Raw genomic sequence first — 20,694 nt, 5'->3', positions numbered from 1 at the left:
CCTAGTTTCTAGCGTTTAGAACAAAGAAGTGACTGTTCTTTTAGCTGTAAAGTAGTGATCGCTAAGTTTTTCGTTCTATATTTGCTTTTGAACTGTAGTCAGCCACCAACGTACGGATTGTCTTCTAACCCGCTGAGCCTCTCGATCCGCGCTGCCCAACTGAAGGATTTGGCCGCTCTCGTTGAGCTTCTTTCAGATAGCTTTTATCCGAATGTTGGCTTCATGCGCTGGTTTCTTCCGCTTTTGCGAGTAGGCGTGTACGAAGATCTGCGCTATCGTTTACGCTCGTCTTCGGCATCAGATTATGTGTGTCTTGTGGCTGTGATCTTGCCATCTACGGGTGAGGCGACTGCGAGACGCGATCTGGTAGGAACGGTGGAAATTACCTTTCGTTCAACTAGCCCCTTTCAGTTCCGCAGTCTGCCTTACCCGTATGTTTCAAATTTGGCTGTATACTCGGACGTGCGCAGGCGAGGTGTGGCACAAAAGCTCTTAGGGGCATGTGAGTCGATCGCTCTAGAGGGCGGCTTTCAAGACCTCTACCTGCATGTGCTAGAAGACAACCATCAGGCAAGGCGATTGTACGAGAAGGCAGGCTATCGGGTGATGCAAGCTGATCCTTTTTGGCGCGGTTGGCTTTTTCAGCAGCCGCGAAGATTACTTTTACAAAAGCGTTTGGCGGCACCTTTTTCTCAAACGGCGGATGCTATCTTGCAGTGACCAACGATCGAACGTTTTGCAACACTCACGCTTGCTCTTTTCTCAACCTTAGTTAAGTAGCACCATTAAAACTAAAACAACAGACAATAGCCTGGAAAAACGAGCCGTGTTAACTCATTTTTGACCAGGCTTGGCATGTCTATAAGCGATACGGTTCAATGGTGGAAGGTACGATCGTGCTAGACAAGTAACGGCCTGAACCCGTGTTTCACAGAGACCTGCCCGATCTGCTCCATTTTTTCAACCGTGATATGGTTGCGCCCCCAGGAGAAGTTAGTGTGCCATTTCTCAAATTCAAGCAGCATGGACTCGGCGAAACAAGCAAAAAGCTGGCGAGCGGGAACATCCATATTGACGATGTTCATAATGCGCCAATCAATATCCAGAGAATGCTCGACAATGCCTCCATTCAAGACACAAAGACCTGGCCCCTGAACTTTGGTTGCTAAATTTTTTGGATAGCCACCATCAATCAGCAAACAAGGCTGTTTTAAGGTCGCCGGGTCAATCTCCACACCTTTCGGCATACTGGCGACCCAGACAACAATATCTGCTTGAGGCAAGGCTTCTTGCAAACCCATAATCTTGCCGCGACCCAGTTCGTCCTGTAACGCTTGGAGGCGTTCCTGGTTACGAGCAATCAGTAAGAGTTCAGCCACATCTGTGCGAGTGTTAAGCCAGCGACAGACCGCACTACCAATGTCTCCGGTTGCGCCACACACAGCAACAGTAGCAGTAGAAAGATTAATACCCAATGCCTTTGATGCCTGCTCAACCTGGCGGCAGATAATATATGCAGTGTGGGTATTTCCGGTTGTGAAGCGCTCAAACTCCAGCATCACATTCCGCACTTGCCGAACCTGCTGTAAGTTAAAGTTTTCAAAGATGATGGAGGAAAATCCACCCAGTGCAGTGATGTTGATCCCATGCTTCTGGGCATGCGCCATTGCATTAATAATCTTGCGAGTAGCAGCCTTGATACGACGAGCAGCTAACATCTCTGGTAGAAAGCAAGATTCGACGTATCGACCTTCAATAGTCTGACCCGTAATGCTTGTAACCTTGATAGTATCGACGATCTGGGGCGGGGCACTGCACCAAAAATCAAGACCTTGGTTAGCGTATTCGGGGTACCCTAATTCTTCGGCAACTGATTGAGCGTGCTCTAGGCTTGTGAGATGACCAATTAAACCAAACATGAACGACTCTGCAAACTTAAGAATTTGATGGAAGTAGCTTGATGAGCATCTTTTAACGCGTGTTAGAAGATACTGCCTAGAATGACTCATCTATTAGCAGATAAGCCAGTACCGATTTGAAAGAGTAATGGAATCAATCACTTATGCTGAGAGGAGTTAGTAGCGATCGCCACTAACTCCCGTAAATTACTGCTGCTTAGAGCAAGCAATATCATTGAGGGCTGGCTGCCATTGCTATTAAGTAGCAGATGGATTGCAGCAAAAACACTTTATAGATACATGAGTAGGATCAAAGTGTTCAGCCCACACTGGCTACAACGTTAGGCAGCAGAAAGACCAAGAGCAGACATCCGCATGATTTCGCGAGTGGTAAAGCCAATATTTTCCAGTGCTTCACCGTACTGAATCATAAAGTCTTCTACAAGCGATTCTTTTTCCATGCCCAGTACATGAGCATCCTTTTCCACTTGATTAAGCATTTGCCAAACTAGAGGAAGATTTTGGCGGTTTGCCGTTTCCAGTTCTGCTTTAGCGGTTTCAAAGTTGGCTTTTAGCCATTCTTCGCCAAAATTGAGGTGGCTGTATTCGTCTTTAACCACACCTTCAGTAATTTTGCGGGCAAAATCGTCGGCTACTGGAATGTAGATGTTGTAGGCGGCGATCGCAAAGCACTCAATGATCAATGATTGAATCAGTAAGCAGGTCACAATGTTGCCCTGGGCAGCAGCAGCCTGAAAATTTTCGTGTAGTTTGGAGAAGAACTGGCGAGCAAAGTCTAGATCAGGTGTGACCTTGAGGTTGCGTCCACATGCTTCAAAGCCTTTCTTGTGGCGATTCTCCATTTTCGCTAGACTGAATAACTGTTCGCTCTGATCAGGGATTAATTCAGCCAGCCTAATGTAGTTTTCGTTTGCCTCCTGTTCACCCTCAATCACAATCGCGTTAATGCGGCTGTAGGCATCTTTGTAGACTTCACTGTAAAAATCGATTGCTGCACTTGCCTCAAGCTGCGGCATAAGTCTATTGTCTCCTTAGGAATGCAGCCGATACTGATTCGGCGTTGGGACGATTATGGTAAGAAATTTGGCGCAATGCAACGAAAGTGTAAAATTCGTGCCTATCTCACTTTAGCTCTTTCCTGTAAGGGAATTGACTAATTAACGGAAGATTCAGTTCCCATGTGGGGAAATCGCAATTCAGAGTCGTTATCAGCGTCTATTTACATTAGATTCAGTAAAAAAGAGCACATTTAGAGCTGAGAATCCGTAGATTACGCTGATCGAATGGTGTGCCTACATAGTGCCAGTGCGTTCTTCTCTCACGTTATGCCACCAGAAACCGTCCGTTCAATACCAGCAAATGGTTCCAGCATATTTGCCTTGATCAGCTTCCTTTTGCTGGTATTAGGTGCTGGGCTTGTGTTGTTGCCGTTAGGCATTGTGGCAGCGACTTCTTTTTTGCCGCCTGCAACGGCTGGCAAAGTCTCTGGTTGGTCTTGGCAATCGTATCGTCAGGCATGGCTTCAAGGGAGCTTTCTGCTGGCGTTTGTAAATTCTACTGTTGTAGGACTAGTAGTTACAGGTGGGCAAATTGTCACTTCTGCGTTGGCAGGCTATGCGCTGGCACGCTTGCAGTTTCGCGGCAGGCAGGCGCTTTTACTCATCATGCTGGCAACATTGGTAATTCCGTTTCAGATGTTGGTGATCCCCATTTTTCTAGTCTTAAAGTGGGGGCATTTGATCAATACTTACGGTGCGCTGGTTTTGCCAACGATCGCCAACGGCTTCGGCATTTTTTTACTAAGACAGTATTTTCAGACCATTCCGATCGAGCTAGAGGAAGCAGCAGCGCTTGATGGTGCAAGTCGGCTGCAAATCTTGTGGCGCATTATGCTGCCGCTTGCCCGACCGGCTTTGACCACACTTTTTCTTTTTACCTTTATTGGCGAGTGGAATGATCTGTTTAAACCGTTAGTGTTTACCACACGTCCAGAGCTAAAAACGGTGCAACTAGCTCTGGCAGAGTTTCAAGAGCAATTTACTAATGATTGGTCGTTGCTTATGGCAGCAGTTGTAATTGCTACGTTGCCGATCGTACTGCTTTTTTTGCTGGGTCAGCGCCAGTTCATTCGAGGCATTGCGACCACGGGCATCAAGAATTGAAAAATGCCTCTAAGGACGTTACGTGTAATGTTCTTAGAGGCATAACTGTATAGGTACAACTGTTTAGAGGCTTAGGTACAACTGTTTAGAGGCTAGTGTTGACCCACGATCGCAGCAGTTCATTCACTTGATCAGGTATCTCATCATGGGGACAGTGACCCGCACGTAAATAGTACTCAGTCAATTGCGGATGATACTGGCGAAACTTTTCGCCCCGCTCTCTAGCGTTGATCCAAGGATCAGCTTCACCCCATAACATCAGCAAGGGACAAGTAAGCTGACCCAGTAACACATCAACCTTTTCACCTTGAGGCGTGCGGAAGACCGAGGCAAACACCTTGGGCGCACCCGGATCACAGGAGGGCTGATAGATTTCCTCGACGAGCTGGTCTGTTACAGCCGTTTGATCTAAGTAAACGTTCTCTAACGTCTTGCGGATCAGTGTTTTTTGGCGCACATACTGGAACAAGAGAAAACTTGCCCAATCCTGACGAAACAACGTTTGGGCAACTTTACCCATAACCTCGCGTATAGGGTCAGGTTTAGTCGTGCCCTGAATGTCTGTGAACGGTCCAGCGCTGTTGATGAGCACTAACCCGGCTGCGGATTCAGGACGTTGAGCAGCGACGCAAAGAGCAGCATAGCCGCCCAAAGAGTTGCCTACAAGGACAACGGGTTGACCAATCACTTGCGTAATAAAGTCGTGGAGCTGATCGCGCCATAGATTGCCACTGTAAGATCGATCGGGCTTTGCTGATCGCCCAAAGCCCAAAAGATCGATCGCCCAGACTTCAAAGTCTTCACTCAAACCTGCGATCGACTTGCGCCAGTGGTCTGTAGACGCACCGAAACCATGAATCAGCAGCAGGGGCGGACGTTCTGCCTGACGGGTGCCAGCTTTGACATAGTAAATCGGCTGCTGTTGCCACTGCCAATATTGACCAGGCTTTGGTGGCGAAAGTGGAGGAGCTTGCATTATTTAGGGAAATCAGAATCACCTTCAACATTTTAGCGTGATGCCTATCGCTAAAGGCTTTCAGAAGCTAGCTTTTGTCTGTAGGGAGGTTATATGTAACCTCCCTAGCGATAGTCTCTTGCCTGCTTCTTTAAGCTGCAAGTGCTGCTTCTGGGGCTTCTGACATCTCGGTTGGCACCCCATCCTGAACAAGGGAGGGGGATTTGCCGCTCTTTTGAATGAAATTGCCAACCATCGCGAGCATAGCGTTCACTTTGCGCGTACGCCAAGAGTCGATGACAGCATCGACTTCAGCCGCAGTCAAACGTCGCTCAAGCCCTTCTCGCAGGTAGGCAGCGTGTCCCGTTTCGTCACTGGCAACGCTCAAAATGCCCTTTTTGAGGTTGGCGCTAACAGGCTCATCCTCTGGCAGCACATTTGCCATACGCACAAAGTCTTTACTGGCATCCAGTTCTAGAATGTATGTGCTTGCCAGAAAGGCAATCCAGTCGATCGCCTCTGGTTTTAGCTCTGTGGAGGTATAGCCCTCAAAATAGGCATCAAAGAACGGGTTGCGCTTTGGCTCACCAGCTTTTTCTACTGGTTTAGGCGTATTCTTAAAGTCAATCACCTGCTTATTGAGTTGCTTCAGGGCATGGGCAAAGATTTGACCATGACGACGCTCATCGTTAGCATGACGGGTTAGCTTCTCTGCCAGCCAAAGATCGCCTTCAGTAGCCGCACGATCGCGCAAGGTTTCCAAAAACGGTACAGAGCCGGATTCTGCTAGTTGCAAGCTTGCCAGCGTATTTGGACGGGTTAGCGGGTCGCGCATATTACGGGCAGTGATAAACGCGGCAGCACCAGAACCAACCAGATGTAACACTTGGGTGAGAAAGTTCATAACTGTGTGAGAACGTGCTTACAGACGACATCCTAACGTTCTTCATCAAAAGAGACAGGGGCGTTAACTACTATTTTGAGTAGCAGCCGCAGCAGTCTTGTTGATAGGCTTAACAGTGGTCAGCTTTGGGGTGTGAGGCGTTTGCTTTCTCAACCAAATATCAGTCATTTTTGGGGGTTACGGTGCGTTTGTTTAAAACCGTTGCTGGCTTGCGTTGCTATCTCAACCGCTATCGCTCCGGTCAACATCTCTCCTCCGATCGCACAAATGTCGACCCCTCGGTCATCGGTGAACCAATTTCCGCAGCAGGTGTTTCGATCGGGTTAGTACCGACAATGGGATCACTTCATGTAGGACATTTGAGCTTGATCCAGAAGGCACGGCAAGAGAATCAACTGGTTGTAGTAAGTATTTTTGTCAATCCACTTCAGTTCGGACCGACTGAAGATTTTCAGCAGTATCCTCGGACGCTGGAACAAGATCAGGCATTGTGTGAGCAAGCTGGGGTAGATGTGATTTTTGCGCCAAGTGCAGGGGAGATGGGAGTCGGGAGTCGGGAGTCGGGAGTTGAGAGTCGGGAGCTAGAACACAAAAGATTCCCTTCGGGAACGTCTCGCGCTTCTGAAATACCGAAGACTACACAACACCCACAACTTAACGCTCAAAACGCTTCCCCCTTACTCCTCACTCCTTACTCCTCACCCACTCAAGTGGTGCCGCCTGAAGCAATGCTGTCTGTTCTATGTGGTCGATCGCGGGTAGGGCACTTTCAAGGCGTAGCAACGATCGTGACGAAACTGCTTAATATTGTGCAACCACAGCGAGCGTATTTTGGGCAGAAAGACGCGCAACAGTTGACAATTATTCGGCGGCTCGTTGAGGACTTGAATTTGCCCGTGGCGATCGTCGGCTGCCCCATTGTGCGTGAACCGAGTGGGCTAGCGTACAGTTCGCGGAATCAGTATTTGACCCCAGAGCAGAAAGCACAGGCGGCAGCGCTTTACCGTGGGCTGAGTCAGGCTGAACAAGCGTTTCGGGCAGGCGAACGATCTGTCGAGGCATTGCTTAAGACAGTGCAAGCAATACTGGAACCTGTAACGGCGATCGTGCCAGAGTATATCGAATTAGTTCATCCATCAACGTTGGAGCCTTTAGAGATGATTGAGGAAAGTGGCTTACTGGCAATCGCGGGTCGCCTTGGTTCGACTCGCCTGATTGACAATATGCTTTTGTCAAGCCGTAAGCCGATTGTGGCGATCGATGGTCCCGCTGGTGCTGGCAAATCGACTGTTTCTCGCCAGGTCGCCCAAAGGCTCGATCTGCTGTATTTGGACACAGGGGCAATGTATCGTGCGTTGACCTGGCTGGTGTTAGAGTCTGGGGTTGCTATTGACGATGAGCCCAGCATTGCAGAATTGGCTAGCCAGTGTGAGATTGAGCTTGATGCTCAGCTAACGCCCATAGAGAAGCAATCTAGAGCCATCAACGTCTCGGTTAATGGTCAGGATGTGACGCAGGCGATTCGGAGCCTGGAGGTTACATCAAAGGTCTCTGCGATCGCCGCGCAGCCAATTGTCCGCAACGAATTGGTGCGTCAACAGCGTCGCTATGGCAAAAACGGCGGCATTGTCATCGATGGTCGCGATATTGGCACGTATGTCTTTCCTGACGCAGAACTCAAGCTTTTCTTGACGGCTTCAGTGCAAGAACGGGCGCGCCGACGGCAGCAAGATTTGAAAAATCAGGGCAAGGACATCATTAGCCTGGATGAACTAGAGCAGGCAATTTACGATCGCGATCTTAAAGACAGCACCCGTGCGCTGGCTCCCCTACGTCAAGCAGAGGATGCGATCGAGATCCAAACGGACAATCTTAGTATTGCCGAAGTGGTCGATCGCATTGTGCAGCTTTACCAGGAACGAGCAATTATCAACGCATAAATTCCAGCCCAGAATGAGGCGCGGTCGATCGATCTTTTTGAATCGATCGCACCTTTGAAAACAGTAGTTCGTAGTGAGGGGCGAGTGGTCAGAGCCACTACATGACTAAACTCTGCTGCGCTTTCACCATGTTTAAGACGGTTAGCTAAAACCGAAGCGCTAAAGCTTTGACTCGTATTAGTGAGTCTTCACCGCTTGATCCATGAGCAAGAACGCCTGACGAGTCAGTTACTTCTGCAATCCAGCATCCATAATCTTGTTCAAGCTCTATGTCAGAGCCATGAGCTTCTCCATAAATAACGTGAGTTCGGGTTAAGCCGAAGGCTAAAACCCCTACTATGAATAGCTTGAGTTAAGTAGCCAGCCAGTCACCCTTTCTCAATAAGACCTGCTACTGCAAGTATTTGCAACTGTGAGACTTATTGACAAGAACTTGACCGAGAGCGTGGTGGCAAGCCGCAGAAAATCAGAGCTTCTAGCGATTCCTTATCCCGAACTCACGTTAAATACAATAATCACCAGTAGAGTAAGCTTGCGAAGCATAACCGACTCTACTGGTGATTTTCAGTCTAGAAATGATTGACTGTGTTACTGGACGGGGGTTAGCACTTTTTCAGTTGCAGCTTCGGGGTTAGCTTCGGGTGAGTCTTTTTCAGACGGTGGCACAAGCTGCCAGAACTTAGGCAAGTACTCAGACCAGTTCGCCAAGATAGTTTTAGCTTTTTGGCTGCCGGTGCGATCGGCATACAACCCAATCAACTCTCTCAACTGTTGCTCTCCGGCAGGCGTGATCACCCGCTGGACTTTCACAATTTCTGGATTGACTTTGGTGGGGAAGCTGCCGTCTTCATCCAGGAAGTACGCCAAGCCGCCTGTCATCCCTGCACCCACATTGCGCCCAGTGTTGCCCAGTACGACAATTACGCCGCCCGTCATGTATTCGCAGCAGTGATCCCCAGCACCTTCAACGACCGCCTGCGCCTTAGAGTTACGCACAGCAAAGCGCTCACCTGCCTGACCATACGCTAGAAGCGTTCCGCCCGTTGCACCATATAGACAGGTATTGCCGATAATGACGTTGTCGGAGGGGTTATAGGTTGCAGCCGCAGGTGGCACGATCACTATGTCGCCACCATGCAAGCCTTTGCCCACATAGTCGTTTGCTTCGCCTTCTAAATTGAGCGTGATACCAGGAAGGTTGAAAGCTCCAAAGCTTTGACCCACGCTGCCTTTGAAGTTGAGCGTAAGATGTCCGCCAAAACCGCTGTTGCCGTATTGACGTGCGATCGCCCCTGCAATGCGTGCGCCGATCGTCCGATCCGTATTCACTACTTCCAGGTCTTTAGTCACGCTGGTCTGGTTGGCGATCGCAGCTTGAATGTCTGGCTCACTCAACAGTTGGTCATCCAGAACAGAACCATTGCTGTGGACAGTTTCGTGAGTTAGCCAGGTGCGGTCGTCCCGAGTATCAGGCAGTTGCGTCAGGCAATCGAGATTGAGTCTGTGGGTTTTGGGGATTGTTACACCCTCTCGCACCTTCAGCAAGTCAGCGCGACCAATAATGTCATGCAGGGAGCGATAACCCAGCTTTGCTAGCAGCGATCGGGCTTCTTCGGCAATAAAGAGGAAGAAATTGACCACCTGTTCCGGCATCCCAGGGAATCGCTTGCGTAGATCTTCACGCTGGCTGGCAACCCCCACCGGGCAGGCGTTGGTGTGGCAGATCCGCGCCATAATGCAGCCTTCCGCAATCATCGCAATGGAGCCAAAGCCAAACTCTTCACCACCCATCAGCGCTGCCATCAGCACATCCCAGCCTGTTTTGATGCCACCATCAACCCGTAGCACAACGCGATCGCGCAGTTGGTTTTGCATTAACACCCGATGCACCTCTGTTAATCCCAGTTCCCACGGACTACCCGCATGTTTGATGGAACTTAACGGCGAGGCACCCGTACCGCCATCGTGACCCGAAACCTGGATGATGTCGGCATTTGCCTTTGCCACGCCTGCCGCAATCGTGCCGATGCCGACTTCTGCGACCAGCTTGACTGAAACCTGCGCTTCAGGATTAATTTGATGCAGGTCAAAGATCAACTGAGCCAGATCTTCAATCGAGTAAATGTCGTGATGCGGAGGTGGGGAAATCAACGTGACACCCGGTTTCGATCGACGCAACATCGCAATATATGGACTCACCTTAGGTCCAGGGAGCTGCCCCCCTTCTCCTGGCTTCGCGCCTTGCGCCATTTTGATTTCAAGCTGTTTGGCGCTCATGAGATACTCTGGCGTCACCCCAAAGCGACCGGAAGCGACCTGCTTAATAGCAGAATTAGCGGTATCACCATTCCGCAATCCTTTCAGGTGAGGAAACTGCGGCGAAAGCCCCTTCTCATCCACATCGTCGAGAGCCAGGAACCGAGTCGGATCTTCGCCCCCTTCACCAGAGTTAGATTTGCCGCCAATACGGTTCATAGCGATCGCCAGCGTTTCGTGTGCCTCGCGTGACAAGGCTCCTAACGACATACCGCCCGTGCAGAAGCGCTGGACGATCGCACTGGCAGGTTCCACCTCGTCTAAAGGAATGGAGGGGCGATCGCTTTTCACATCTAGCAAATCGCGCAACGCCGTCAGAGGACGATCGTCCAGGTATTTTTTGTACAGCGTGTAGTGGTCATAGCTCTTGTCTGCCACAGCTTTGTGCAGATGCTTCGCCATTTCCGGGCTGTTCATGTGATATTCACCGCCAGGACGATAGTTGACGAAGCCATAGTTTTCCAGCTTCTTAATATGCAGCTCTGGAAACGCACGCTGATGAAACGAAACCACTTCCTGCGCCAGATCAGCTATGCTCAAGCCGCCCAACCGTGAAGCTGTACCCGCAAAGCCTAGATGCAACAAGTCACCACCAATGCCGATCGCCTCAAAAATTTGGGCACCGTGGTAGCTCGACAGTAGCGAAATACCCATCTTTGACAGGATTTTGAGTAGCCCCTCTTCGATCGCCTTGCGGTAATTGCCTTGAGCCGCAGACAGAGTAATCGCCTTCAGCTTGCCCCGTTCCATAAAGCTCTGGGTTTTAGGGTCAGTCCACCACTGGCGAACCGTTTCTAGCGCCAAGTAGGGACAAACGCCGCTCGCGCCATAGCCAATCAGGCACGCAAAATGGTGCGTACTCCAGCACTGAGCAGTATCCGCAATCAGCGAGGCTTTCATCCGCAAGCCCTGACGAATCAGGTGATGATGTACTGCCCCGATCGCCAGTAGTGGCGGAATATAGGTGTAATCCTCGCTCAGGCTGGGGCTACCAGGTTGAACGGCGCGATCGCTCAAGATCAAGATTTTCTTACCTGTGCGAACGGCTTCTGCGGCTTTCTGGCAAAGTGCTGTCACCGCACGCTGTAGGCCATCGGGTCCTTGCGAAAGTTCAAACAGCGTCGAAAGCTCGGCAGTTTCAAATCCAGATTGGCGAATCTGATCCAGCTCTGCATCACTTAGGACAGGGGACTCTAGCTTGAGCAAATGGGCGTACTTCGCACCCGCTTCAAGCAGATTGCCTCGTTCGCCTAGTTGAATTGCCAGCGACATGACCAGCTTTTCACGCAGAGGGTCGATCGGCGGATTCGTTACCTGAGCAAAGCGCTGCTTAAAGTAGTCGTACAGCAAGCGTGGTTTGGCAGATAGCACTGCCAGTGGTACATCGTCACCCATGCAGAAGGTTGGCTCTTTGCCCTGTGCGCCCATTTCCTGGATGATCATCTCTACGTCTTCTGCCGTGTAGCCAAAGGCAGTCTGATAGCGCAGCAGGTTTCCAGTAGGAATGTAAGGCACATTCTCGGCAAATGGCTCATGCTTAAGGTCGTAGCGGTTTTGCTTGAGCCACTCACCGTAAGGCTTTGCGCTGGCAACCCGTTGCTTGATTTCCCAGTTTTTTTGAATCTCGTGCGTCTCCAGATCGACCGCGATCATCTGGCCCGGACCTAGACGACCTTTCTCAATAATGTCCGCCTCGGGCAGATCCACGACTCCTGCTTCAGAGGCAACCACAATATAGCCGTCGCGTGTGATGCTGTAGCGAGCAGGACGTAAGCCATTGCGATCGAGCGTCGCACCTACGACCTTACCGTCACTAAACACCAGCAACGCAGGACCATCCCAGGGTTCCTGAATACCGCTGTAGTATTCGTAGAAGTCCGTAATTTCAGGATAGTTGACTAGATCTGGCTGGTTTTTATATGCCTCTGGCACCATGATCATTAGTGCCTCTTGCGGACTGCGACCCGACCACACCAGGAGCTCAAAAACGTTGTCTAGGTTAGCAGAATCGCTGTTGTCAAGATTCACGGTAGGCTTCAGGTCGGCAATCCGATCGCCCCAGCAGGAGTGAGCCAGATCTGCATCCCGCGCTACCATCCAGTTAACGTTACCCAGCAGCGTATTGATTTCGCCATTGTGACCCAGTAACCGCATCGGTTGTGCGAGAGGCCAGCGCGGTAGCGTGTTTGTACTGAAGCGACGATGGTAGACCGCAAAAGTACTCTTGTACGCTGGGTTCTTCAGATCAGTGTAAAAATCACCCAACACTGCCGATCGCACCATGCCTTTGTAGACGATTGTGCGGCTTGAAAACGAACAGAAATAGAAGTCATCAAACGTAGTTTGCAGCGCAGAAACAGTTATTTCTGCCCGAATGGCATTATTAACACGTTTACGGGTGAGATAAAGCTGCCGCTCCAGTGCCTCACCTTGCTGCTCAGACTGCACCAAAACCTGCTCAATTTGAGGCAAGTTCTCACGCGCTTGCTTACCCAAAAGCTCAGGCAGCGTTGGCACAACTCGCCACCCCAAAACGGTTAAGCCTTCTTCAACGGCAATCCGCTCCATAACCTGGCGGGCACTCGCGGCTGCCTCTACCTTCGCTGGCAAAAAGACCATTCCCACTCCAATCTGGGCAGGTGTAGCAGCTTGAATGCCTTCATCCGCGAGCCATTGCTGCAACAAATCCCAAGGAAGAGCCGTCATCAAACCAGCACCGTCCCCAGAGTCCTGATCAGCGCTACAGCCCCCTCGATGCTCCAGGCAGGTGAGTGCTGCCAGCGCTTTTTCGATCAATGCGTGACTGACACGCCCCTGCTGATCGGCAATAAACCCTACACCGCAGGCATCGCGCTCTTCTACCAACCAAGGCTGACCAGCGTACACACCCGTTCCCTGATTCTGATCGTGATTCACAGTTGTTCTATCCATGAGATGGCCCGGTTCGTTTGTTGATAAAAGGTGTGGTGGTATTCAGCAGCGCTGATCTGGTACGTATCGCTGATCTCGCACTTGATAGTTGTAGGAGCAATGTCAAAAGATCTTAAGGATAAAACTTCAAAATTGAGCAGAACGGGCGATCGCTCCAACTCAACAAGAAAATATCAATCAGTAGCGTCAATCCGATTCTACATAGAATATGTGCTTTACGAAGGCTAGCCAATCGCCTTTCGTTCAGTCGGCACTACAACCCGGCTACTAGCCTGTTAGCAGCTATGTCCCTTTCCAACACTTCATGCTAGCTGCAAGCGCCAACAGCATTTGTTACAACCTTGACTACGATCGCGACCTTCCAGATAACGGCAACTACGCGATCAAGCGTTGGGTACACATTCCGTAGGACGAGCATTCTATAAAAAATACCTTGCTCTTGCAATCCCTCACCGATAGCAACGCCTTTAAATCTGTTGCTATAGGCTCAAAAAATCTTGCCTTAAGTTGCTTACGTAGGAGTTGTTTCTGTAGCTGCGGTTACGCTTCGACACACTATGCTGACAACTACAGAAGTAAAAAGCAGGTTAGTCGATTAGCCCCTAGTTTGGGCTGGCAACATTGACACCATGAGCTTAGTCATAATTCTCTGACAGTTGGGGCAGCTAGGTTGGGTGAGTGATTCACTAAAAAGCAATAAGCTGCTCAAACCGTTGCCCGGTTTCTGCTACGTTCATAAAATTAACTTGCCTTTCCTTATATCTCCTGTTGCCAGAGGAAAATTGTGATCAGACGTGATGTCAATCAGCGGTTCAAGCAATCAGTCAGTTCAGCAGGCGATCGATGCTACCGATCGCGTTATGCCCAAAGCCTCCTTTTCATCGCAGGATTGCTTACCTTAAGCTGTCTAGTGCCACAGCTAAGTGCTGTTGCTACGACCCCTCATAATCAAGCTTTACAGAACCAACCGACACAGAACCAATCCTTACCGAGTCAACCCAATCTTGTGAGCCAAGCCCCATCCTTGCCTGCACAAAGCCAACAGGGGAATCAGATTCTGTTAAACGGTCGTATGTTGCCTGCTGCCTGGGCGCAATGGTCTGCTGGCGGACAACGCCTTGGCATCACTGAGGCAGGACTCTCGCAAGCGATCGGAGTCGAACTGCTCGACACCGCCGATGCTACGAGACAACCTGTGCAGTGGTTTTCTGACCCCACTACCGCACCATTGAAGCTGCCAACACGACTCACTGGAGCACTTCGCTATCTTGATATTACTGAATTAGCACAGCGATCGGGTTGGCAGCTACAGGTCAATGGTGCCGTTTTGCAAATCAACTCACCACCTGCCACGGTGAAAGCGATACGGCAGGGGAAGCAGCCCTGGGGCGATCGTCTTGTCATTGAACTCGATCGTTCAGCACCCTGGCAAGTCGACCACCAGAAACAGGAAGTTGTTTTAACGCTGGATGCACAGATCCCTGCCACCACCCTTCAAAGCTTCAAACCTGGCATTGGCAATCGGCTTAAAGCCATCAAGATTGAACCTGGAACGAATCAGACACGGATTCGGCTGAGTCTTTCTAGTGCCTTACGCCCTCGCGTATGGAGCCTCCCTAATACCAATCGCCTGATTGTGGATATTCGTCCTGATTCAATCGTCGATCACGATATCCTCTGGGCACCAGGACTTCGCTGGCGTACCCAAACGCTTACTGTAGATGCCGCACGCTTTCCAGTAGTCTGGCTGGAAGTTGATCCCCGTCAACCCGGAATTAGCCTGAAGCCGATTCTGCCTAACCCTGGCACGCTAGCAGGCACGGCTCCCCTGCTTCGTACCGCACAACAGGCTCAGGTTGCAGCAGCAATCAATAGCGGGTTTTTCAATCGCAATAATCAGTTGCCGCTGGGTGCTGTTCGGCTAGATGGACGCTGGCTCTCTGGTCCCATTCTAGGACGGGGCGCAATTGCCTGGAACGCCACGGGTGAAACCAAAATTGCTCGCCTCACCCTCCAAGAAGCCCTTGTGACTTCAAAGGGACAACTGTTACCGCTCACTCATCTTAATAGCGCCTACGTTCAAGCTGGTATTGCTCGCTATACCAGCGGTTGGGGCACCAGCTACAGCCCTTTCACAGACAACGAAATTCTCGTGACCGTGCAAAACAACCAGGTCGTGAGCCAACAACCCCTTGGTGCCGCTGGCAGCACTACTGTTCCGATTCCTGCTACTGGGTATGTGTTAGCGGTGCGCTCGAATCGTAATGCTGCCGCCACACTAGCCGTTGGCACATCATTGCAGTTGGAGACTGCCATTACACCAGGTGACTTCAACCGTTATGAGCAAATCATCGGCGGTGGACCACTCCTCCTCCAAAACCGTCAAATTGTGCTGGATGCCAAAGCCGAACAATTCAGCAATGCGTTTGTGATTGAGAAGGCAAGTCGCAGCGCGATCGGGCAGACTGCTGATGGTAAGTTGCTCATTGCCGCTGTCCATACCGATCTAGATGGTAGTGGTGCCACGCTGACTAACATTGCCCAAATCATGCAGCAGTTAGGTGCCGTCAATGCGCTTAACCTTGACGGCGGTAGCTCGACCACACTGTATCTGGGTGGACAACTGCTCGATCGACTGCCTCGTACTGCCGCCCGCGTCCACAATGGCATTGGTGTCTTTGTGCAACCCAGTCGTTAAGCCTGATGTTTAAGCCTCACTGTAGTACGCGATCGAGCATGAACAATACTCAGTCACTTGAAGCTTCAGCAGTTAGTGAGGCTTTAGCGCTTTAGCTAGCTTTGCAGAGAGTAAGTTAATACAAGCTTATGACTCACGCATCAAACAGGATAGTTGAGTCTCCTCTTAAGTCTTTTTGTTAAAGCCTCTTCGCTAAGCTAAGTTTGGAGCGCGTCACTACTACATGAAGATTACGTGTGAATTTAGTCAATTAAACCTGTACAGATAGAACCATCGCGAAGAATTTGTTAGGTTGATTCTCGGCATAATCAGCTTGTCTACACCTATTTCGTTCTGCCGACAGCGCTTACTCAGGTACTCAGCAACATAGGATCAAGGTTTCACCATTCGGAAGCCAGTCATGTCCCTAGTAGAAAACTTTTGAAAGAGATAGCCAATATGCTTCAATCCCAAGAAACCCATCACAGCCCTTCTCTTACATTGCCTCTGAATGGCAGCCAAAATACAGTTGCAGCTACGGAGTTAAGACCCTGGGGTTCTTTTACAATTTTGGAAGAAGGACGAGGCTACAAAATTAAGCGCATTGAGGTGAAGTCCGGTCATCGCTTAAGCCTTCAGATGCACCACCATCGGAGCGAGCACTGGATTGTAGTGTCAGGAACAGCAAAAGTTGTTTGTGGCGATCAAGAACACGTCCTGAGCAGCAATCAATCAACCTATGTTCCACAATGTACTCCCCATCGCCTGGAAAACCCTGGTGTTATTCCACTCGTCTTGATCGAAGTGCAGAATGGAGAATATTTAGGAGAGGATGATATTGTTCGCTTTCAAGACGATTACGCTCGTGCCCAATAAACTGCCGACCACTAGTAATTAACTTGTTCAACAGCCTTATACTACGAACCAACGCATTGTGCGATTTTGTAGAACGTCCGTAAACCCCCTTACCCTTAGACTGCTTCTGTTAGGAGGCTGAGGGTAAAGGGGAGTTAGTTAAATATTTGTGCAAACTACTTTATCTAACAGCGCCTTCCATAACCGTTTTGTTGCTTCGCGCTGCTGTAAGGTATTGGTAGAGTAGTCACTTTTAATAATTTCGATGATACGTCTCAGTCATGCAGCCATCAGCGAAATTGCCAGGCTGAAGGCAAAACGTCATGAGCCAGATCTTAAGTTTCGTCTTAGTGTCCAGCCAAGTTGCTGTTTGGCACTAGCTTACACGATGACCTTTGATGCAGTTACTTACCCAGATGACCAGTTGTACGATTGTAGCGGCATTCAGGTTATCGTTGATCCCGAAAGTCTTACAGTTGTTAATGGTCTTACCATTGATTACTCTGAAGACTTGATGGGAGGTGGTTTCCGGTTTCATAATCCAAATGCAAACCAGAGCTGCGGTTGCGGCAACTCCTTTTCGCTTAATTAAGGTGTCGTAACCCAACAGCGCTCTAAATTACTTAGTTCTTCTTTGTTTAGTGGCAAGCAGACTAGAACAAGCGGCTCAAAAGATTCTGTTGACATAAGCTCGGTGTTGTTAGTACCATTAGAGTTTGCAAAAGTCTAGTCCAACAGAATCGCATACGTCTTGTACCATGCCCACTATTCAGCAACTCATACGCACTGAGCGTCAAAAGACGCAGAAGAAAACCAAGTCGCCTGCTTTAAAGAGTTGCCCTCAGCGTCGTGGTGTCTGCACGCGGGTTTATACAACAACACCCAAAAAGCCCAACTCAGCGCTTCGTAAAGTCGCCAGAGTGCGTCTGACTTCTGGATACGAAGTTACAGCTTATATTCCGGGGATCGGTCACAACTTACAGGAACACTCTGTTGTCATGATTCGGGGTGGTCGGGTAAAAGACCTTCCAGGCGTGCGCTACCACATTATTCGTGGCACGCTAGACACTGCAGGAGTCAAAGACCGTAAGCAAGCTCGTTCTAAATATGGTGCTAAGCGCCCGAAAAAATAGGCTTTTATTCGGCGAAGGCTATCAAACCTCAGTATTTTTTGGTAGCACTTAGTTTTTGGTAGCCTGGTTAATGTAATGTTTTTGTGGCTTGGCGCAATTGCCTGCCGCTGTGAAACTGAGGTTAATGCTGTTGCAGTCTGGCAGCTAATCATTCTTTTTATCGCTTGCCCTTGCTTCTAGCGGCAGCGAAATCTATTCTGGCTCTAACACGTTCTACTTTTTTCAAGGCTCATTATGTCTCGTCGTACTGCTATACAGAAACGTCCTGTTCCACCAGATCCAGTTCACAATTCTCGCTTGGTTAGCATGATGGTTCGACGTATTATGCATCACGGGAAAAAGTCCGTGGCATCGCACATCATCTATGACGCGTTTGAGGCGATCGCACAGCGTACTGGCGCTGACCCGATCGAGGTATTTGAACGAGCGGTTAAAAATGCAACTCCTCTAGTTGAAGTTAAAGCACGCCGCGTTGGTGGTGCTACTTATCAGGTGCCTATGGAGGTTCGTTCCGAACGTGGTACAGCACTGGCACTTCGCTGGTTAATCCAATATTCACGTCAGCGACCCGGTCGTACGATGGCAGGTAAGCTTGCAAACGAGTTGATGGACGCTGCTAACGAAACAGGTAGCGCGATTCGCAAGCGTGAAGAGACTCATCGGATGGCAGAGGCAAACAAGGCATTTGCACACTACCGTTATTAGGGCATTGGTGTGGAAACTACTCCCCTGAGTTCCGTACAGAACGTCTAAAATTAGTTATGGAAGTAGCAGCACGGTCATAGCTGCGGAAGAGGCAAAGGAGGCAGTTGTGTCACGTACCATCCCAATTGAACGGGTCCGAAACATTGGGATCGCAGCCCATATTGATGCTGGCAAAACCACAACCACCGAGCGCATCTTGTTCTACTCGGGAGTGGTTCATAAAATTGGCGAAGTTCACGAAGGTACAGCTACCACTGACTGGATGGCTCAGGAGCGTGAGCGGGGCATCACTATTACAGCTGCTGCGATCAGCACAAATTGGAAAGACCATCAAATTAACATCATTGATACGCCTGGGCACGTCGATTTCACGATCGAGGTTGAGCGCTCCATGCGAGTTCTTGACGGTGTCATTGCAGTCTTTTGTTCGGTCGGCGGCGTACAACCGCAGTCTGAAACGGTCTGGCGGCAAGCTGATCGCTACAAAGTGCCTCGGTTTGTCTTTGTTAATAAGATGGACCGCACTGGAGCAAACTTTTACAAGGTTTACGGGCAGATCCGTGAGCGACTGCGAGCGAATGCTGTACCGATTCAGCTACCAATTGGCAGTGAAAGTAACTTAAGAGGCATTGTAGATTTAGTACGAATGCGTGCCTTTATCTACAACAATGATTTAGGGACTGACATTGAAGAAACAGACATTCCTGAGGATGTCCAGGCTTTGGCTAGTGAATATCGCCTCAAGTTGATTGAGTCTGTTGCAGAAACTGATGATGCGCTGACTGCTAAATACTTGGATGGCGAAGAGTTTACAGAAACTGAAATTAAAGCAGCGTTGCGAAAGGGTACGATCGATGGCACGATCGTGCCAATGCTTTGTGGCTCTGCCTTTAAGAACAAAGGCATTCAGTTAATGTTGGATGCTGTGATTGACTACCTGCCAGCTCCAATTGACGTGCCACCGATTCAAGGTCATTTGGCTGACGGTGGACCAGTTGAGCGGCACGCAGACGACACAGAGCCAATGTCAGCGTTAGCCTTCAAAATCATGGCTGATCCCTATGGTCGGTTAACGTTCATTCGGGTCTACTCTGGCGTTCTAAAAAAGGGTAGCTACGTTCTGAACTCTACTAAGGACAAAAAGGAAAGAGTTTCTCGTCTGATCATTCTAAAGGCTGATGATCGCATTGAAGTGGATGAAATGAGGGCGGGTGATCTAGGCGCTGTTTTAGGGCTTAAGGACACATTTACAGGCGATACAATCTGTGATGAAGATGCGCCTGTAATCTTAGAATCACTCTTTGTACCAGAGCCAGTTATTTCGGTTGCGGTAGAGCCAAAGACAAAACAAGACATGGAGAAGCTATCAAAGGCACTCCAGTCGCTCTCTGAAGAAGACCCCACTTTTAGGGTAAATGTTGACCCAGAAACGAACCAGACAGTGATTGCTGGGATGGGAGAACTTCACCTAGAAATCCTGGTAGACCGAATGCTGCGGGAGTTTAAGGTTGAGGCAAATGTGGGTGCGCCTCAGGTCGCTTATAGAGAGACGATCCGAAAAGCTGTCAAGGCTGAAGGAAAGTTTGTTCGTCAAAGCGGTGGCAAAGGTCAATACGGTCATGTAGTGATTGAATTGGAGCCTACGGAACCTGGTAGCGGTCTCGAGTTCATCTCGAAGATTGTTGGCGGTGCAGTGCCTAAGGAGTACATTGGTCCAGCAGAGCAAGGCATGAAGGAAGCTTGTGAGTCAGGCATCCTTGCTGGCTATCCAGTGATTGACCTCAAAGCAACGTTAGTAGATGGTTCCTATCACGACGTTGATTCTTCCGAAATGGCGTTTAAGATTGCTGGTTCAATGGCAATTAAGAGCGCTGTAATGAAGGCTTCACCTGTTCTCCTAGAGCCTATGATGAAGGTTGAAGTTGAGGTTCCTGAAGACTTTCTGGGTCCTGTTATGGGTAACTTGATTTCCCGTAGAGGTCAAATCGAGGCTCAGGGAGTCGAGCAGGGGCTTGCCAAAGTAACCACAAAGGTTCCATTGGCAGAGATGTTTGGATATGCTACAGATATACGGTCAATGACCCAAGGTCGAGGCATATTCACGATGGAGTTTAGCCATTACGATGAGGTTCCTCGTAGTGTGGCTGAAACAATCATCGCTAAGAGTAAAGGGAACGCATAATCAGGAAGAGGAATA

At 49.6% G+C, this 20,694-nt stretch carries 13 protein-coding genes and 1 pseudogene; 9 read left to right on the top strand and 5 right to left on the bottom strand.

Going from position 1 to position 20,694, the window contains the following annotated elements:
- Positions 1 to 117 precede the first annotated feature (117 nt).
- Positions 118 to 720, top strand: a complete 603-nt coding sequence (locus H6F76_RS26125; RefSeq protein WP_242036857.1) for a GNAT family N-acetyltransferase — start codon at positions 118 to 120, stop codon at positions 718 to 720.
- Positions 721 to 899: 179 nt separating this feature from the next.
- Here H6F76_RS26125 and H6F76_RS26120 read toward each other — a convergent pair whose 3' ends face one another.
- Positions 900 to 1,919: a long-chain acyl-[acyl-carrier-protein] reductase gene (locus H6F76_RS26120; RefSeq protein ID WP_190453123.1), complete on the bottom strand. Its 1,020-nt coding sequence runs from the start codon at positions 1,917 to 1,919 to the stop codon at positions 900 to 902.
- Between the two features lie 320 nt (positions 1,920 to 2,239).
- Positions 2,240 to 2,935 (bottom strand): aldehyde oxygenase (deformylating), encoded by a 696-nt coding sequence (locus H6F76_RS26115; RefSeq protein WP_190453126.1) that lies wholly within the window; start codon positions 2,933 to 2,935, stop codon positions 2,240 to 2,242.
- Positions 2,936 to 3,244: 309 nt separating this feature from the next.
- Here H6F76_RS26115 and H6F76_RS26110 point away from each other — a divergent pair, with 309 nt between their 5' ends.
- Positions 3,245 to 4,081: a carbohydrate ABC transporter permease gene (locus H6F76_RS26110; protein ID WP_190453129.1), complete on the top strand. Its 837-nt coding sequence runs from the start codon at positions 3,245 to 3,247 to the stop codon at positions 4,079 to 4,081.
- Between the two features lie 85 nt (positions 4,082 to 4,166).
- Here H6F76_RS26110 and H6F76_RS26105 read toward each other — a convergent pair whose 3' ends face one another.
- Positions 4,167 to 5,057 (bottom strand): alpha/beta fold hydrolase, encoded by an 891-nt coding sequence (locus tag H6F76_RS26105; protein WP_190512695.1) that lies wholly within the window; start codon positions 5,055 to 5,057, stop codon positions 4,167 to 4,169.
- A 130-nt stretch (positions 5,058 to 5,187) separates the two neighbouring features.
- Positions 5,188 to 5,940 (bottom strand): ferritin-like domain-containing protein, encoded by a 753-nt coding sequence (locus H6F76_RS26100; protein ID WP_190512693.1) that lies wholly within the window; start codon positions 5,938 to 5,940, stop codon positions 5,188 to 5,190.
- 173 nt (positions 5,941 to 6,113) lie between these two features.
- Between H6F76_RS26100 and H6F76_RS26095 the strand changes: the two are divergent.
- A pseudogene (locus H6F76_RS26095) lies at positions 6,114 to 7,880 on the top strand (bifunctional pantoate--beta-alanine ligase/(d)CMP kinase); the annotation flags it as partial.
- A 588-nt stretch (positions 7,881 to 8,468) separates the two neighbouring features.
- Here H6F76_RS26095 and H6F76_RS26090 read toward each other — a convergent pair.
- Positions 8,469 to 13,127 (bottom strand): glutamate synthase-related protein, encoded by a 4,659-nt coding sequence (locus tag H6F76_RS26090; RefSeq protein WP_190512690.1) that lies wholly within the window; start codon positions 13,125 to 13,127, stop codon positions 8,469 to 8,471.
- Positions 13,128 to 13,911: 784 nt separating this feature from the next.
- On the opposite strand from H6F76_RS26090, the gene H6F76_RS26085 reads away from it, so the two are divergent.
- From H6F76_RS26085 to fusA, 6 genes are all read left to right on the top strand, one after another.
- Positions 13,912 to 15,825, top strand: coding sequence for a phosphodiester glycosidase family protein (locus H6F76_RS26085; RefSeq protein WP_199322485.1), 1,914 nt, complete (start codon positions 13,912 to 13,914; stop codon positions 15,823 to 15,825).
- A gap of 438 nt (positions 15,826 to 16,263) precedes the next feature.
- A complete protein-coding gene (locus H6F76_RS26080; protein WP_190512687.1) occupies positions 16,264 to 16,680 on the top strand; it encodes a phosphomannose isomerase type II C-terminal cupin domain in 417 nt (138 codons plus the stop codon).
- 244 nt (positions 16,681 to 16,924) lie between these two features.
- Complete coding sequence (locus H6F76_RS26075; protein ID WP_190512685.1) at positions 16,925 to 17,251, top strand: iron-sulfur cluster assembly accessory protein; 327 nt, start codon at positions 16,925 to 16,927, stop codon at positions 17,249 to 17,251.
- Positions 17,252 to 17,417: 166 nt separating this feature from the next.
- On the top strand, positions 17,418 to 17,792 hold the full coding sequence (rpsL, locus tag H6F76_RS26070; protein ID WP_190453146.1) for a 30S ribosomal protein S12: 375 nt from the start codon (positions 17,418 to 17,420) through the stop codon (positions 17,790 to 17,792).
- A 234-nt stretch (positions 17,793 to 18,026) separates the two neighbouring features.
- A complete protein-coding gene (gene rpsG / locus H6F76_RS26065) occupies positions 18,027 to 18,497 on the top strand; it encodes a 30S ribosomal protein S7 (RefSeq protein ID WP_190453148.1) in 471 nt (156 codons plus the stop codon).
- Between the two features lie 106 nt (positions 18,498 to 18,603).
- On the top strand, positions 18,604 to 20,679 hold the full coding sequence (gene fusA, locus H6F76_RS26060) for an elongation factor G (RefSeq protein ID WP_190512683.1): 2,076 nt from the start codon (positions 18,604 to 18,606) through the stop codon (positions 20,677 to 20,679).
- Positions 20,680 to 20,694: the final 15 nt, after the last annotated feature.

It is taken from the genome of Leptolyngbya sp. FACHB-321 (genome assembly GCF_014695975.1).
Taxonomy (GTDB): Bacteria; Cyanobacteriota; Cyanobacteriia; order Leptolyngbyales; family Leptolyngbyaceae; genus Stenomitos.
This window is presented reverse-complemented; position numbering and strand designations above follow the sequence as displayed.

Bases quoted from the DNA above. Each gene is read 5' to 3' on its own strand.
- H6F76_RS26075 (WP_190512685.1), top strand. From the start codon at position 16,925: ATGATACGTCTCAGTCATGCAGCCATCAGCGAAATTGCCAGGCTGAAG.
- rpsL (WP_190453146.1), top strand. From the start codon at position 17,418: ATGCCCACTATTCAGCAACTCATACGCACTGAGCGTCAAAAGACGCAG.
- H6F76_RS26105 (WP_190512695.1), bottom strand. From the start codon at position 5,057: ATGCAAGCTCCTCCACTTTCGCCACCAAAGCCTGGTCAATATTGGCAG.
- H6F76_RS26110 (WP_190453129.1), top strand. From the start codon at position 3,245: ATGCCACCAGAAACCGTCCGTTCAATACCAGCAAATGGTTCCAGCATA.
- H6F76_RS26080 (WP_190512687.1), top strand. From the start codon at position 16,264: ATGCTTCAATCCCAAGAAACCCATCACAGCCCTTCTCTTACATTGCCT.
- H6F76_RS26115 (WP_190453126.1), bottom strand. From the start codon at position 2,935: ATGCCGCAGCTTGAGGCAAGTGCAGCAATCGATTTTTACAGTGAAGTC.
- rpsG (WP_190453148.1), top strand. From the start codon at position 18,027: ATGTCTCGTCGTACTGCTATACAGAAACGTCCTGTTCCACCAGATCCA.
- H6F76_RS26120 (WP_190453123.1), bottom strand. From the start codon at position 1,919: ATGTTTGGTTTAATTGGTCATCTCACAAGCCTAGAGCACGCTCAATCA.
- H6F76_RS26090 (WP_190512690.1), bottom strand. From the start codon at position 13,127: ATGGATAGAACAACTGTGAATCACGATCAGAATCAGGGAACGGGTGTG.
- H6F76_RS26100 (WP_190512693.1), bottom strand. From the start codon at position 5,940: ATGAACTTTCTCACCCAAGTGTTACATCTGGTTGGTTCTGGTGCTGCC.